The 16372-nt window shown below is 44.2% G+C and carries 11 protein-coding genes and 3 pseudogenes; 9 read left to right on the top strand and 5 right to left on the bottom strand.

All coding sequences use genetic code 11. The annotated features are described in order from the left end of the window. Positions 1-432: 432 nt before the first annotated feature. Entirely contained in the window at positions 433-1092 is a 660-nt protein-coding gene (locus NG346_RS08460) for an NAD(P)-dependent oxidoreductase (RefSeq protein WP_262288590.1), read from the bottom strand. Positions 1093-1382: 290 nt separating this feature from the next. On the opposite strand from NG346_RS08460, the gene NG346_RS08455 reads away from it, so the two are divergent. The 3 genes from NG346_RS08455 to NG346_RS08445 all read left to right on the top strand — a co-directional run bounded on the left by NG346_RS08455 (position 1383) and on the right by NG346_RS08445 (position 2991). Next, on the top strand, positions 1383-1730 hold the full coding sequence (locus tag NG346_RS08455) for a winged helix-turn-helix transcriptional regulator (RefSeq protein ID WP_262280463.1): 348 nt from the start codon (positions 1383-1385) through the stop codon (positions 1728-1730). Positions 1731-2425: 695 nt separating this feature from the next. Beyond that, positions 2426-2569 carry a hypothetical protein gene (locus NG346_RS08450; protein ID WP_262280464.1) on the top strand — a complete coding sequence of 48 codons (144 nt, stop codon included), beginning with the start codon at positions 2426-2428 and terminating at the stop codon, positions 2567-2569. After that, positions 2539-2991: a transposase gene (locus NG346_RS08445; RefSeq protein ID WP_317620790.1), complete on the top strand. Its 453-nt coding sequence runs from the start codon at positions 2539-2541 to the stop codon at positions 2989-2991. The genes NG346_RS08450 and NG346_RS08445 overlap by 31 nt, the downstream gene beginning before the upstream one ends. Here the strand turns inward: NG346_RS08445 and NG346_RS08440 are convergent. Next, on the bottom strand, positions 2950-3141 hold the full coding sequence (locus NG346_RS08440; RefSeq protein WP_262280474.1) for a hypothetical protein: 192 nt from the start codon (positions 3139-3141) through the stop codon (positions 2950-2952). The genes NG346_RS08445 and NG346_RS08440 overlap by 42 nt on opposite strands. 658 nt (positions 3142-3799) lie before the next feature. Between NG346_RS08440 and NG346_RS08435 the strand changes: the two are divergent. The 3 genes and pseudogenes from NG346_RS08435 to NG346_RS08425 form a co-directional block, all read left to right on the top strand. Next, positions 3800-4604, top strand: a pseudogene (locus NG346_RS08435) (PDDEXK nuclease domain-containing protein); the annotation flags it as partial. Between the two features lie 31 nt (positions 4605-4635). Continuing rightward, positions 4636-4950: pseudogene (locus NG346_RS08430) on the top strand (virulence RhuM family protein); the annotation flags it as partial. A gap of 374 nt (positions 4951-5324) precedes the next feature. Further along, on the top strand, positions 5325-6611 hold the full coding sequence (locus NG346_RS08425; RefSeq protein ID WP_262280465.1) for an ATP-binding protein: 1287 nt from the start codon (positions 5325-5327) through the stop codon (positions 6609-6611). Positions 6612-6765: 154 nt separating this feature from the next. Here NG346_RS08425 and NG346_RS08420 read toward each other — a convergent pair whose 3' ends face one another. After that, positions 6766-7422, bottom strand: a complete 657-nt coding sequence (locus tag NG346_RS08420) for a DUF4476 domain-containing protein (protein ID WP_262280466.1) — start codon at positions 7420-7422, stop codon at positions 6766-6768. Between the two features lie 96 nt (positions 7423-7518). Continuing rightward, positions 7519-7902, bottom strand: a complete 384-nt coding sequence (locus NG346_RS08415) for an Abi family protein (RefSeq protein ID WP_262280467.1) — start codon at positions 7900-7902, stop codon at positions 7519-7521. A gap of 264 nt (positions 7903-8166) precedes the next feature. Here NG346_RS08415 and NG346_RS08410 point away from each other — a divergent pair, with 264 nt between their 5' ends. From NG346_RS08410 to NG346_RS08400, 3 genes are all read left to right on the top strand, one after another. Beyond that, entirely contained in the window at positions 8167-9150 is a 984-nt protein-coding gene (locus tag NG346_RS08410) for a virulence protein RhuM/Fic/DOC family protein (protein WP_262280468.1), read from the top strand. Between the two features lie 227 nt (positions 9151-9377). Beyond that, the gene (locus tag NG346_RS08405) at positions 9378-12893 is read left to right on the top strand and encodes a helicase-related protein (RefSeq protein ID WP_262280469.1); all 3516 of its coding nucleotides are present in this window, start codon (positions 9378-9380) and stop codon (positions 12891-12893) included. Between the two features lie 4 nt (positions 12894-12897). Then, positions 12898-16275 carry a BREX-1 system adenine-specific DNA-methyltransferase PglX gene (locus NG346_RS08400; protein ID WP_262288589.1) on the top strand — a complete coding sequence of 1126 codons (3378 nt, stop codon included), beginning with the start codon at positions 12898-12900 and terminating at the stop codon, positions 16273-16275. Here the strand turns inward: NG346_RS08400 and NG346_RS08395 are convergent. Then, positions 16267-16372: pseudogene (locus tag NG346_RS08395) on the bottom strand (IS982 family transposase); the annotation flags it as partial. The gene NG346_RS08400 and the pseudogene NG346_RS08395 overlap by 9 nt on opposite strands.

Raw genomic sequence — 16372 nt, 5'->3', positions numbered from 1 at the left:
CTTTCCAAAAACTTATTCTCGATTCAGGGTGACGCATTGACGAAGTCAGGTGGGAAACTTTAGTGAATGATATGCATGATTAAGAAAGAAAATAATAATAGAACAGAGTGAAAACTATGAGAATTCCTCGCTATAGCTGTTCTGGCTCAATGGATATTTCCCTTGGATCGGATATTCAATGTCTTCTCAGAAGTGGTTACTGATAACCATCATCGAAGTTTTTATCTTTCCACTAACCTCCATGAATAACCCGTCCACATTCGTGTCGACCAGATACATAAGCCTGCACACATCTATGTACTCTATGGTTACGACCTGTCGCAGAAGTTTGATGTCATCTCCTGTTTTCAATAATAAATATTGCTGTACGTTAAAACATTTTTGAGTGCGCTCAAAAATGTAATAGTGGACAGCAATATTTACGAACACAAGTTAATAGCCGATGGTGAAGCGCTCCTGATGGTGTGCGGGCTTTTCCAGCTCGTCGACCATGGCTATGGCATAGTCCTGTACGGAGATATGGCTCGTGCCGGTGGCGGGATCCACGATGAGGTCGTCCTTGCCCAGGCGGAACTTGCCCGTACGCTTGCCTTTGTCAGCATCTTCGAAAGCACCGGCAGGAGAGAAGAACACCCAGTCGAGGTCGTGTTCCTTGGTGAGGAAGTTGAGATAGAATTCGCCTAAGGGACGTACACCGTCCATGATTTCTGCGGGGACGAATCCGGAGTCAACAACACGCAGACCGGGCTTTACAAAGAGCGTACCGGCACCGCCGACAATGAGCAGACGCTGAACGCCGCTCTTCTTCACGGCCTCCACAATCTTGGGGTAATTCTCTTCGATAAGACGCTTGATGTCGGGATTGCTCCATCCAGGGTTATAAGCCGAGATGACGGCATCCTTGCCTTTTGCGATGTTGGCGATAGCGTCCACGTTGGCCACATCCTCCTCCACAGCGGTGAGGTTGTCGTTCTTGGGCAGCTTGGCGGCATTGCGCACCACTGCCGTTACCTTGTGTCCACGAGAGAGCAACTCGTTGAGAACTGCTGAACCTACGAATCCCGTTGCACCTATTAAAACTACATTTGCCATAATCTGTTTTCCTTTCTTTTGCTTATTGTGAATATTATGTTTTCTTACCATAATGGATTCTCCAACCCGTCTGTCCGGGTCTCAGTATCCGTTTTCGTCTGCAAAGTTAGGCATTAATCCGATACCCTGCAAGAGGTTACTTTCCGGTCTTATGGTTACCGTTTGGTAGGAATTGCAAGAATACTAATGCGCTGCAAATCACCTTTAACACACATTAACCAATTACTTTTTGTGCTTGAGTCACTTTTGGTTACTTTTGTAGTATACACTAAGACAACAGTCGTGGAAATATGAAGAAAGAAGTTAATCCCGAGTATCTCACTTGTCCCATCCGACAGGTCATCAGCCGCTTCGGTGACAAGTGGTCGGTGCTCGTACTGTACACCTTGGACAGGAGTCAGACGGGTGTAATGCGCTTCAACGAGCTGCACGCCCACATGAGCGACTGCTCGCAGAAGATGCTCTCCAAAACGCTCAAGCAGTTGCAGGCAAGCCATCTCGTGGGGCGAAAGGTCTATCCCGAGGTGCCGCCGCGCGTGGAGTATAGTCTCACCGATACCGGCAAGTCGCTCATCCCTGCCCTTGAGCAGCTCATCAGCTGGGCCAAGGCTCACTTCAGCGAGGTGGTAAGGCCATAGAGGTTACCTACATTTCCAGTCATCAATAATATCTTTGCCGCGTAGAATCTCGGTGGCATCCTCGGCTACAGAATACGCTCTCAGAGATAATCAACACATTATTATATATGTAGATACCAAGACTATGGCTCGCATCAGCGCATTGCTTGCTGATATAATTTTCCGCCGACAATTCAAGCATCATAGACCATCTTTTCCCCTTTCCGTCGTGTATCATTAAGTCAAAAAGACACAACCGCTGAACAATGACAAAACACGCTATGAGAAATAGGTCGAACTTTGTTTTAGGGAGGGCATGAAGCCCTCTCCTACACTGCACGACTTCGGCATTTTATTGTTGGGACAAAAACAGCACCATTGATAATCAATCACTGGCAATAATATTCAGGTGATTACGCATATCCGATGTAGGGGAGGGCTTTATGGGCTCAGGTGCAGATGTCCGTGGCTTGACACCACGAAGGCCAACCAAATATCTTCATCATGCGGTACATGATTTTCTAAATAAGTTGTACCTTTGCATCATGAAAAAGCAACACACACAGTTTGATTATTCCACTTTGGTCAGCTATATGCTCCCCTAGGGTATCCTCGATAGCTTTGAGATTAATCGTATAGAAGAGGAAGACCTCGGTATTAAGGACGAGACGGGCACAGAGATTCGTGTTCTTCACATCTATCTTGATGAACGAGACTTGCGTGACGAAGTATGGCATGATCTCAAGCCCAACGGTTTTACAGAGGCACGTGAATTCAACGACTTCCCAGTGCGGGAGTACAAGGTAGTTCTCCACATGCGTCGCCGCCGATGGCTTTCCGCGGACGGAAAGAACATCTGAGTGACTTTAGTGGCTGGGATCAGAAGAACCATGCTGGAGAGTACATGCTACTTGAAAAGAATATGGGCACCCATTTGAGCATAGACGAGTCTATGCTTCACAATGACTTGTTCACTTTCCTGTCAAATAAGGAAGGACACGGGAAGCAAGGCTCGTTGATAGCAGCAACCAAAAGTACGACCATATCAGAAGTAACAAAGCATCTGGTCAAGATACCCGAGAAGAGCCGTTTAAGAGAACTCATTGCCGTACGGGACACTATCAAGAGCAAGGAAGAGTACGTACTAAACTACTTCAACAACAGATCGACCAATGCTGCAGCGGAATCACTCAACTCTAAGAAGAAAGGCTTTAGAGCACAGGTAAGGGGTGTGTTAGATTTACCTTTCATCATGTACCGCATGATGAAGATATTTGGTTAGCTCTTCGTGGTGCCAAGCCACGGACTTCTGCACCTGAGCAAAAATCTGTTTTGCGCGCGTCTCATCTTTGATTACCATACCTCGGCTTTTCAGAATGCTTATTTGGTCATCAAATGATTTTATCTGTTTTAGATACGCAATTTTAGCCATGTCTATAAACAAAAAGGCCCACCCTGAGCGCGCTGTTCTTATGGGAAGCGGGGTGAGTATGTCGCTGCAAAGATACCACTTTCCTTTTAATCATCAAAATATTCCCATTGTTTTTTATTTGCTATGGAGAATACAGACTGATTCTTACCACCATTACTTTTATTCCACCTAATCAAACATAAGATAAATATCGTAAGAAATAGGTAATTATACAAAGTACAAAGATTAACTAAAACAAAAAACGGGTGTAACCTATTGAGCTACACCCGTTTTCTTATTTATCGTTATTGATAGTTGTCAATATTACTTGGCTCTCGCCGAGTAACCGTCGTCACTCAGCAGTGTCAAGCGAGCTTGCCACTGCCTTCGCTCCTTGGTTACTTCATCTCCTCGAAATGGTCTGATAACTATTCACATACATCTGCCTGTCGATGTTGCTAATGTGCTGCAAATTCTGAAATAGGCATCCATAAGCAAACATATACTCAACGTTGGCAAACGTAGTGTAAATCGAGCGAAACACAAAATAAAATCGTACTTTTCTGCTATGGAGGATAGCATTATTGTGAGGCTGACAGCATGCTGCCAGCATATTTTCCTTCACTGCCTTATGATCTTAGCAATAAATGTATTATCTTTGCAACATAAGTTCGTTAGGTTCTATAAAGCTTTTCCAAACATTTTGGACTCAGTGAGTCCAAAATTAAACGGACTGCTTTCTTGGACTCATTTACCGCATCCTTTTGCAGGTGTCCGACGATAATGCAAGGACGTGGTATGCCAAGGAGGCATCGGAGCAGACATGGAGCGTGAGGACTCTACAGCGCAATATCTCGTCGCAATATTACTATCGGTTGCTAAAATCTCAACACAAAGACCTTGTAGAAAAGGAGATGCTGCAAAAGACGGTCCCGTTACAGGATAAGCTGGAATACATCAAGAATCCGGTCGTGGCAGAATTCCTTGGCTTCTCGCAGAATACCGACTACCTTGAGTCGACATTGGAGAAGGCCATCATCAGCAACATGGAGAAATTTCTCCTAGAGTTCGGTAAAGGCTTCGCTTTCGTAGAGCGTCAGCAGCATATACACACGGAGAAAGAAGACTATTACATCGACCTCGTGTTCTACAATTACATGCTACGCTGCTTTGTCTTGATTAATTTAAAGACAACGAAAGTCACCCATCAAGATGTTGGACAGATGGATATGTATGTAAGAATGTATGATGAACTGAAACGGCAGCCCGGAGATAATCCTACGTTGGGCATTCTGCTATGCGCCGACACCGACGATGACATCGCGCGTTTCTCCGTTCTGCACGACAACAATCACCTTTTCGCGTCGAAATATCTCACTTTTCTTCCCTCCAAAGAAGAGCTGAGAGCGGAGATTGAGCGACAGAAACAAATGTACTATTTGCAGCAGGCTGAGAACCGACATGTGGAGAAGAAAGATCTCTAGAACCAATAGTTTACGATAACCCACTAAAGCGATGAAGCAGATCGACCTGAACAACGAGATCGTCATCTATCAAAGCGAGGATGGCAAGACCCAGCTTGATGTCAAGCTGGTAGGAGAAACCGTGTGGCTGATACAAACTCAAATGAGTGAACTCTTCCAGACGGATAGAACTGTTATCAACCGACATATCCGCAATATCTATAAAAGCGGAGAATTGGAGGAAGAAGCAACCTGTGCAAAAAATGCACAAGTTCGTATCGAAGGAAACCGTACTGTAAGCAGATCTATTCCTTATTATAACCTCGATATGATAATATCCGTAGGATATAGAGTGAACTCTATTAGGCGACGACCTTGCCGTCTGTGCCCAGAATCTCAATCTTATTGGTGTATATGCGCACTCTGACGGTGCCGAGGGAGAAAGAGTCCGGTACATCCGGCTCTGAGGTAGTTCCGTGCCTCCTCTAGTGAGTCAAACTCATCACGTACGGGAACTTCATCGAATCCTCCACGTTACTATTCTCGTTGCCACAACTGAAAAGGAACTAAACAACGAGATGTTCATGTAGAGAAGTGTAGCTTGAAGCTTGCACCTACCAATATGGTTGAAAAAGTGTAGAAAGAACGGAAAGATATAGTTGAAAAAGTGTAGCTATCACTTGCATATATGGTTGAAAAAGTGTAACTTTGCTTCTGCATGAACAGAAATTCTTAGTTGACATGAAGCGTAATATCACACAGCAACTGCAAGTCTGGAAGGAGAAAACCGATCGTAAGCCTTTGATTGTCAACGGTGCACGACAGGTAGGCAAGACCTACAGTTTGAAGGATTTTGGCAAGAAAGCCTATGAAAACGTGGCTTATATCAACTGCGACGGCAATGAAGAGGTAGCCAACATCTTTGCCCAGGACTATGACATGCACCGCATCTTGTTGCATCTATCAGCTTTGACGGGGATTGACATCAAACCCAAACGGACGCTCATCATCATCGACGAGATACAGGAATGTCCCAAAGCACTCAACAGCCTGAAGTATTTCTGTGAGGACGCACCGCAATACCATGTGGCCGTCGCCGGTTCGTTGCTCGGCATATCATTGCATGCCGGCAGTTCTTTTCCAGTAGGAAAAGTAGATATGATCAAGATGTATCCCATGACTTTCGACGAGTTTCTGATGGCAGCAGGCGAGGACAGACTTGTGGATATACTGCGGCAGCAGGACTACAGTCTGATAACGCCCATGTCGGCACGGCTCTTAGAAATGTTGCGGCAATACTACTATGTGGGCGGAATGCCCGCCGTGGTGAAGGCATTCTTTGCTTCGCATCAGTTGTCAGAGGTGCGCGACATCCAAAATCAGATACTGTTTGATTATCAGCGCGACTTTTCCAAGCATGCTCCTCTGTCGGAAGTGCCACGCATCAACATGGTGTGGAACTCAATCCCCTCCCAACTTGCCAAAGAGAACAAAAAGTTTGTGTATGGCGCGCTCAAGAAGGGAGCCCGCGCCACACAGTTCGAGATGGCCATAGAATGGCTGATAGACGCTGGTCTCATCTACAAGGTACCACGTGTGTCTGAACCTCGCAAACCTCTAAAATTCTATGAGGATCTGAACGTCTTTAAGCTCTTCTCTTTGGATGTGGGACTCATGGGAGCCATGGCAGAGACGACAGCCGCAGACGTGTTGGTTCGCGGAACAGCCATGACGGAATATCGTGGAGCATTCACCGAACTGTTTGTGCTGACGCAGCTGGTAGCCCGAGGCATTACACCTTATTATTATAGTGCCAACGACTCAAGGATAGAGATCGACTTCCTGATACAGAAGGCAGGCACCGTCATTCCTTTGGAAGTAAAGGCAGAAGAAAATGTCCACTCAAAATCGCTCAGAACTTATATTGAGAAATATCCGCAACTGAAAGGTGTCCGCCTCTCCATGTTGCCTTACCACGACCAAGATTGGATGACCAACTATCCGCTCTATTGCGTCAACTTCATATAGCGTAATTCTTGCATTTACTGGCTACCAAAGCGAGGAAGGCAAGACCCTACTGGATGTCAAGCTGGAAGGAGAAGCCGTGCGGCTGAGAAGCACCAGGCATCCGATTCTTGCAATGCCTATTGTTGGTATAGCGTTTACGACAAGAATGTATAATTTATCTAGGAAGCATTCTTAAAGCCTTATCTTTACTGTCACTGAAACTAAGTTTATTAGTTATAATAACAGCATTTTGTGGGTCGACAACATGTTTTCCCATAATTTGTAATGCTTTTAGTTTGTCGTCATCGAAACTAAAAAACGTCATCATCCTGGCGCACTGGTCGCAAGTATACCAGCAACCAAGCGTCGCCACCTCAAGCAGCGTGTAGCGGTCGTCATCAAAATTGGCATCTTTCACCTTACCATATAGGAAATCGAAAGCATTTTCACTCAACGCATATGGTTGGCATTCACTGTATGGATCTGGATAATTTTCCTGCGGTACTGGAGGCAATACCGAATGATAAACTTCTGCGTCATTTCCACGATAGGAAGGTACAATACACTCTTGATATGAAATCACTTTTCCATCCCTCCCGAAACTGATGTATATGAACTTATCTGGATCCAACAACGGACTCTTTATGTACGTCCATCTGTCTCCATAGGAGTTGAAGCAGGTTGCGTCTGGCTTACCTAATATTTGCATGACCTGCTCTTTAGTCATTCCCCGTTGAACCATATGATTCTTGGCCTGAATGTTAACCAAACAGGTAAAGAGCATTAATAATGTCGGAAGGACTATCCGAAGAATAGAGCTTTTCTTATTCATATTCTTTTTTGTTTGTTTCTGCAAATTTAATAGATTATTATCAATGGATATTAGGGAAATCCCTATTTTCAAGTATTCAATCCCTATATTTGTTATTTAGAATCCACATTCTATATTTTGCGTTCTGACAGTCCAACCACTTGGCAATGCTCTATTTCTGCCTATAGGTTCTTTGCAAAGCGGAAACGAAACCATAACAGTGTCAGCAACGCCAAAGTACTTAGCAATCTGGCGTTTGCATCTGCCACTATTCAGATTGCTATACAAAATAGACATCGTGCCGAATGTCGTAATCTCAAGCATTATCCAACTTGGAGGAAAGTGGTTGGTGTATTTGGACTTGAAAGCCTTGATGAACTCCTCATCACTCCTTCCAAGTTTCTCATCCATGTTTGATATTGTCTTTGCCAATCTTGCAGGATTGGAAAACAATGCCGTATCTTGAAACCACCAGCCACCATAGTACGCAATTTTAGCCATGTCTATAAACAAAAAGACCCACCCTGAGCGCGCTGTTCTTATGGGAAGCGGGGTGAGTATGTTGCTGCAAACAATACTACTTTTCTTTTAATCATCAAAACATTCCCGATGTTTTTATAAGATAACGTACTTTTCTGCTATGGAATATAGCTTTATTGCAAGGCTGAAAGCATGCTGCCTGCATATTTTCCTTCGCTGCCTTGTGATCTTAGCAATAAATGTATTATCTTTGCAACCAATAGCTTACTATAACCCACTAAAGCGATGAAGCAGATCGACCTGAACAACGAGATCGTCATCTATCAAAGCGAGGATGGCAAGACCCAGCTTGATGTCAAGCTGGAAGGAGAAACCGTGTGGCTGAATACAAAACAAATGGCTAAGCTCTTCGACAAAGAAGAGTCCAACATCCGGCGCCATATAACTAATGTATTTAAAGAAGCGGAACTCGACAGAGAGAATAACGTGCATTTTTTGCACGTTAATGGAGTTAAGAAGCCTGTGCCTTATTATACACTTGACGTTATAATATCAGTTGGGTACCGCGTACACAGTCAAAGGGGTGTCCGCTTCCGCCAATGGGCAAACAGCGTGCTGAAGCAATACCTCATCAAGGGGTATGCTGTGAACGAGCGCATTCGCAAGCAGCAGATCTCTGAGCTCCGGCAACTGGTGCAGGTGCTTGGACGCACCCTGCAACAGCAGCCTGTGCCAACGACCGACGAGAGCAATGCGCTCTTCAAGGTCGTCGTCGACTACACCTATGCACTTGATACCCTCGACGACTATGACTATCAGCGGTTGAGCATCAGCAAGACCACCAGCAAGGAGACCTTCCACGCCACCTACGAGAACGCCATGAAAGAAATCAATGTGCTGAAAAAGAAGTTTGGTTACTCCCCTCTCTTCGGCAACGAGAAGGACGACTCTTTCAAGAGCTCCATCGGGCAGATCTATCAGACCTTCGGCGGTGTGGACCTCTACCCTAGTGTAGAGGAGAAGGCCGCCATGCTGCTCTATCTCGTCACCAAGAACCATTCATTCTCTGACGGCAATAAGCGCATCGCTGCAACTCTGTTTCTTTGGTTTATGCACAACAACGGCATTCTCTACCGTGAGGACGGCACCAAGCGCATCGCCGACAGCACCCTCGTTGCCCTCACGCTCATGATAGCCGAGAGCCGGACGCAAGAAAAGGATGTCGTGGTGAAAGTGGTCGTGAATTTGATCAACAAGAACAATGGGTAAGGATATATGGGAACAGCTTTATTAGCCATCTGCTTTTGCACCGTGTAGCAAAATTCAAAAAAAATAATTGAATAGAAAAGCAAATTAAGGCATAGTTAATCTATATTGTCTCGTTTCATATATTATTTCGCAACAATAGTATATAAAGCAACTAAAATAAATACTATCCAACGTTGACTCTTTTCAAATTTTTATTGTAACTTTGGAGCTAATAACCAACATTCAGAATGAATAAGACACTCATAGACAATTCGGAAAGCCTAAAGATGGTCAATACGCTCAATACTTGTATCTCTGATTCAAGCATTAACACTATTCGTATTGCCACAGGCTATTGGGACATACCAGGCATGGCTTTATTGGCAGATAAGCTACGGGAGTTTCTGAATCGTGAAGATGCCAAGCTGAAGATTATCATTGGCAAGGATCCTTATGTCTATGCCAATATGCTTAAGAAAATCAAGATTGCGAAGCCTAATTACCCAGCAGACTTTATTCGTACGGACATAAACAGTATTGCTGACAATTTGGTCGACAGCTATAAGGAGTCTTTTCATCTACTGCTTGACAATTGCAATGGCGACAATCCAAAGATTGACATTCACATTTTCAAAACAGATGAAAACGATGAACGGCAGTTCTTCCATTCTAAATGTTATATCTTCACGCATAGGGTGCCCTCGCACCATGACCCAAGCCAATTAATTGATAAAGGTGGCGATTATAATATGTACGCCATCGTAGGCAGCAGCAACTTCACACGTAGAGGATTGGAGGGCAATTCAGAGCTCAATGTACTTGAGACTGATCAATATGTGATTAACCATCAGCACAATGAAGAAGAAAAAGATGTAAAGGGGCATATTGAATGGTTTGAAGAGAAATGGAGCCAAAGCATAGATTGGTCCAAGGAATTCTTGGAGCAAGTCTTGAAGCCATCCAAGCCTGTCAAGCAAATTGAGAATGATGAGAAAGAGGCCAAAGCTGCACCATTCACGCCATACGAGCTTTATATCAAGCTCCTTCAACTGCAGTTTGGTGATATTATTGACAAGAGCCTGAGCCAACAGATAGAGGCCTATCTACCTGCAAAGGTCAACAGACTCAGTTTCCAAATAGAGGCTGTGAAACGATGCATTGGTATCATGCATGAGCATGGAGGCTTCATGCTTGCTGATGTGGTGGGTCTGGGGAAAACCATTATCGGTGCTCTCATTATCAAACGTTTTCTGTCAATGCCTGAGGATGACGGTCGTGAGCGCAAAGTACTTGTCATCACGCCACCTGCAATTCAGTCGGGATGGAAAAAGGCCATTGCGCTTTTCGACAAGGAGTCCGATGACAAAATCGCTCCTTGTATTGACTTCATTACCACAGGCAGGATTGAAAGCTTAGAAGGAGATGAAGAAGAAGATGATGATAGCGGAGACAGTGGCGAGTTCGAAGGGGTGTTGCAATACAAAAACTATGGTCTTATTATCATCGATGAAAGCCACAAGTTCCGCAATAGCAACACTTTGATGTATCAATCGCTTGATGAGCTAATACAAAGTATTGGTGCCAACACAGGTGTGTTCCCCTATATAGGTTTGCTATCTGCAACGCCACAGAACAATCGTCCTAACGATTTGAAGAACCAAATATATCTGTTCGAGCGCAACCATAATAGCAGTACACTAAAGAAAGCAGAGGGAGGCGACCTTGACAGATTCTTCGGTGATGTCAGTCGTGAATATGAGTTTCTGATTGACAGAAGAAACGGCATATCTGATGAGGAACGTCGTCAACGCCTTGACAACTTGTCGAAAAGAATACGCGATTGCATCTTGACGGATATCCTCGAAAGACGCACACGTACTGATATTGAAAAGTATTATAAGGAGGACATGAAGCAACAAGGCATTGTTTTCCCCAAGATTGTCGGCCCCATCGATTTGAAATACATTATGGACGATGAGTTGGCTGAACTTTTCTCTGATACAATGCGCATCATAGCACCTTCTGAAGTGGATAAGCTTCAGTTTGACAATTGGCTGAGATATTATCGCTATCGGATTATTGAGTACTTCGTAGACCCGGCAAACGAACAAAAGCACAAAGGACGTGGCAATCGTACTGTCACTGATGTTGCCAAGCAGCTATCTACTATCATGCAGATATTGCTCGTCAAGCGTTTGGAAAGTTCGTTCACAGCTTTCCGGCAATCGCTGAAGAACCTTCGCCGCTATACAGAAAACATGATCAACATGTGGGATAACGATACGATATTCGTTTGCCCACAAATAGATGTCAACAAGGAACTTGACTTTGAAGCTAAATCCAGGCAGAGTGGCAAGACCGTCACTTTCACTGATTGCGTGGAGGATATCCGTGCGAAAATAAAGAGACTCAACGAGCAAGGGCGTAATGACAGGGGGCAGAATGCCGAATACAAGCGCAAAGACTTCAAACCGGAGTACATCAAGCTGCTGAAGAAGGACTACCAAATCATGAAAGATCTCTTCGATCGCTGGAGTGTTAATTCGGAAGACCCGAAATTCGATGCTTTTAAGGAAAGTCTTGAACCTGAGCTGTTCAACCCTCAAAAGAACACCTCCGGCAAGCTTGTCATCTTCACTGAAGCCATTGACACGGTGAAAGCTTTGAGTCAGGCTGTCAAGGCCAAAAAACACAGACCACTCGTCATCACGGCAGCCAACCGCGATGAAAAGGAACAAGAGATAGAAGCGAATTTTGATGCCAACTACGAGGGAGAATGGAAAGACGACTATGATGTCATCATAACTACAGAGGTGTTGGCAGAGGGTGTCAATCTGCATCGAGCTAATGTCATCCTCAACTACGACACACCATGGAATGCCACAAGGCTGATGCAACGCATTGGACGCGTCAACCGCATTGGATCAAAGGAGCCTTTCGTCTATGTATACAACTTCATGCCAAGTGCACAGGGCGATGCAGAGATACAACTGGTTCGTAAAGCTTATACAAAATTGCAGTCGTTCCATAACTTGTTCGGAGAGGACAGTAAGATTTTTACAGAGGACGAGACGGTGCGCCACTTCGACATCAAGAAAGCGGTAGAGGGTGAAGAGTCTCCGCTGGAGAAGTATGTGCATGAACTAAAGGAATATCGGGAAGCTCATCCTGAACGGTATGAACAGATAGCACAGGCCAATGGCAATTGGGAGATTGCTCAGGCTCAAAGCGGAACTGCATATTTCCTTATAAAGGCTCCAAAATCAGCCCGTCTTGCCATTCGTGTCAGACAAGAAGACGAACAATACAAATCTGAGATTATCTCAACACTCGATTTGTTGGAGGATATGCGTGTGCCCGAAAACCAGCAAGGCATGCCACTGCCCTCAAATTGGGATAAGATATCACGTGAGGCAATTAATGCGTACAACCGTTATTTCGTTAGGATTAATAAGTCAAGAGCAGGTGACAAACGCACCCAAGCATTGACGGTCATTGTAGACCTCTATCACAACAAGAGTCTCTCTTCTAAGTCTAAGTCGTTACTCAAAGCCGCACGGCGGTTCGTTGACAAAGGCAGCATCGACGTGATTCGGAAGGTATTACTCATAGATGAGGAACTTAATAATAATCAGCAAAATCTTTTCAAATTGAATCAGGAAGACATCGACATGGTCATTGAAAGAGAAATTGGCAAACTCGTTGCCAATGTAGAAAAACGACAGGGGGAACCTATGATTGAATTAGGCACCATCAAAGAATGAGATTATGGAAATAGAAGAACTGAAAAAATTCCTACATAGCCCTTACCAAGGCAGCAAGTCCTTTGTCGAGCATATCATCTTTCCAATCTTTGGGCAAGACGATTATGAGGACAATTATGATAAAGAATGGCTGGAGGAAGATTCTTCAAAAAAGAGCCTGGCACTCGCTACTGGTGTAGAAAGTGTCAAACAGGTGGGGTCTATGTACATCGACGTAGAGCCGTTGGTCATTTTCGACATCACCGTTTCTGACCGTGTAAGAATGGAACGCAACAGACAAGGCATACAGAAGCTCGTCCGCCAGATGATGGGACCATACTCTTGCGCTTTCATGCTTTTTCACTATCAAGACATGCCTGACTGGGACTGGCGCTTTTCTTTCATGCACAAGGGGGATAAAGACTCGACTTCCACGAGTGCCAAGCGTTATACCTTTTTGTTAGGGCCTAGACAGTCCTGCCTGACAGCGGCTATCAATTTCCATGAGCTCTACGAGCTCCATGGAAGTATAAATGAAGAGGCACTTGAAAAAGCGTTCTCTGTAGAAGCTCTATCAAATGAATTCTTCAAAAGATATAAAAATTACTACGAGAATTTCGTTAGCTATATCACGGGAAAAGCCTATCGGAAAGAAGGCAACAAGTGGGTGGAAAAGGTTGTCAACACAGACAACGACAAGGAGTTTTATGCCCGCTTTGACCACAACGACAAGCGCATTCGCGATTATGTGAAGCGATTGCTTGGTCGCATCACATTCTTACACTTTGTGCAAAAGAAGGGATGGCTCGGCGTGCCAGCTGGGCAAGACTGGAATAGTGGAAAGGGCAATTTTGACTTCATGCGCCAACTCTTCTTACAGGCTTCAGAGCAACAAAAGGATGATTTCCTGGATGCGGTTCTCGAGCCATTGTTCAACGCTATCGACACGGACCGCAAGGATGACGATTATCTCTTCGACACAGGCGTGTTAGGCAAAGTTCGGATTCCTTATCTCAATGGAGGACTATTTGAACGCAACGAGGACGACCGCATTCCTTCTCGTTTCCCCAAAGAGCTATTCGCCAATCTGTTGCAGTTCTTCAGCGAATACAACTTCACGGTTGATGAGAATGACCCAGACGACGCGCAAGTGGGCATCGATCCGGAGATGCTAAGCCGCATTTTCGAAAACCTACTGGAGGACAACAAGGACAAGGGCACTTACTACACACCGAAGGAAGTGGTACATTATATGTGCCGTGAAAGCCTTATTGCCTATCTGCAAACGGATTATAAAGACAAAAAGCAGCAAGAGAGTATCCGCCACTTCATTGAAACCCAAGAAATTGATACTATAGAGCCAATAAAAGGCCGAATCGATGACCGTCTGAAAGAAGTGAAAATCTGCGATCCTGCCATCGGTTCAGGCGCTTTCCCCATGGGCATGCTGAAAGAGATATTCCTCTGCCGTAGCGTGCTGGAAGATGTGTCTGACGCAGCGCAAATCAAGCGGGAAATCATTCAAAACAATATCTATGGCGTAGACATTGAGAAAGGTGCGGTGGAAATAGCCCGTCTCCGCTTCTGGCTGTCTCTGATTGTTGATGAGAAATCACCGGAAACATTGCCCAACCTTGACTACAAGATTATGCAAGGTAACTCTTTGCTCACTACCTTCCGTGGACAATATGTCGACCTCGATATCCATGGGCATGCAAAAGGCAGTACTGCTGCTTTAAATTTGAACATGACCAGACTGGCACAAGTTCAGAAGAAGCTGTTCAACGCAGAGGGAGAAGAAAAGCTGTTGATTCAGATAAAAATCAAACTTATTATTGTGGAGTCGATAATAGCCCAACTGCAATACGAGTTTGATTCTTTCACAAGAGCAAACAACACAATCCAGAGCACTTTAAGCTTTGGTACTACTAAAGAGAAGAAGGCCGCGATGGTTGCAGTCTTCCCCAAAGAGCGCATGGATATGCTTCAAGAATGCCTGCACATCAAGGAACAACTTCTTGATGAGACAGTCAGCCGTAAAGAAAGAGCCGAAATGGTTCTTCCTTTTTTCGACTGGCATATGATGTTCAATGATGTCTTCAACCGACCCTCAAAAGAGGGCTTCGACATCGTAATCGGGAACCCACCGTACATCCAGCTTCAAAACAATGGGGGAGAGTTGGCACAAATGTATAAGGACTGCAGATTCTCCACATTCGTTCGTACAGGTGATATTTATTGTCTTTTTTACGAATGTGGTTGGAAGCTACTACACAACAATGGACATTTGTGCTACATCACATCCAACAAATGGATGCGTGCAGGATATGGTGAAAAGATAAGAGATTTCTTTGCTCATAACACCAATCCGATGCTATTGGTTGACTTTGCCGGCGTAAAGATCTTTGATAGCGCTACTGTAGATACTAATATTCTTCTTTTTGAAAAGTCAACTAATAAGCATAATACAATTTGCTCTGTTACCAAAGATCAGGGCAAAGATAGCATCAATAATTTGAGCGATTTTGTGCAGCAACAGCATACGATTTGTGATTTCAGCTCTTCAGACAGTTGGGTTGTCCTCTCGCCTATTGAGCAAAGCATCAAGCGTAAAATTGAGGCGGTGGGGACTCCACTCAAAGATTGGGATATAAAAATAAATTATGGGATTAAAACAGGCTGTAACGAAGCCTTCATTGTATCCACAGAGAAAAGAAACGAGATTCTTTCCAACTGCAAAGATGCCGACGAGCGCCAGAGAACCGAGGAACTTATTCGACCGATTCTTCGTGGCAGAGATATCAAGAGATATGGCTATGAGTGGGCGGGGTTGTGGCTGATTAACACACACAATGGAATAAAAGGCAAGATAGAGCGTATACATATTGAAGACTATCCTGCCATTAAAGCCCATTTGAACCAATATTGGGGCAAGATAGAGCACAGAGCAGACCAAGGTGATACTCCATACAATCTTAGAAATTGCGTTTATTTGGAGGATTTTAATAAGCCAAAAATAATGTGGAAGCGAATTGGATCTATTCTTCGATTCTGCTATAACGATAATGGTACCTTGGGGTTAGATAGCACTTGCTTTGCAACCGGTAATAATATTGAATATATTTGCTGTGTTTTAAATTCATCAATGGGACACTATTTGCTAAAGGACAGTCCCAAGACTGGAACCGGAGACCTGTTAATTAGTGTCCAAGCAATAGACCCTATAAGAGTACCGCATATATCAGCAACACTCAGTGATAAGTTCAAGTCATTATTAAAAGAGTTTTGTAATACAAGGAGTAAGGAACTTGATGATGAAATTAACAAAGAGATATTATCATTATACAAATTGAATTCAGAAGAATGTGAATATATAATTAACCTGTTGGCGGAATTAATTTAGTGCATACTTAATTCTGCCAATGGGCTTGTCGTTAATGAAGTTTACGTATTGCAGAATGGTAAGTGCACTAATTTTGCCAATGATCCTGGCAAACAAA

This window comes from Hallella absiana, assembly GCF_025457485.1.
In the GTDB taxonomy this organism is placed as follows: Bacteria; Bacteroidota; Bacteroidia; order Bacteroidales; family Bacteroidaceae; genus Prevotella; species Prevotella absiana.
The sequence above is the reverse complement of the archived record's forward strand: the minus strand, read 5'-3'. Positions and strand labels throughout refer to the sequence as shown.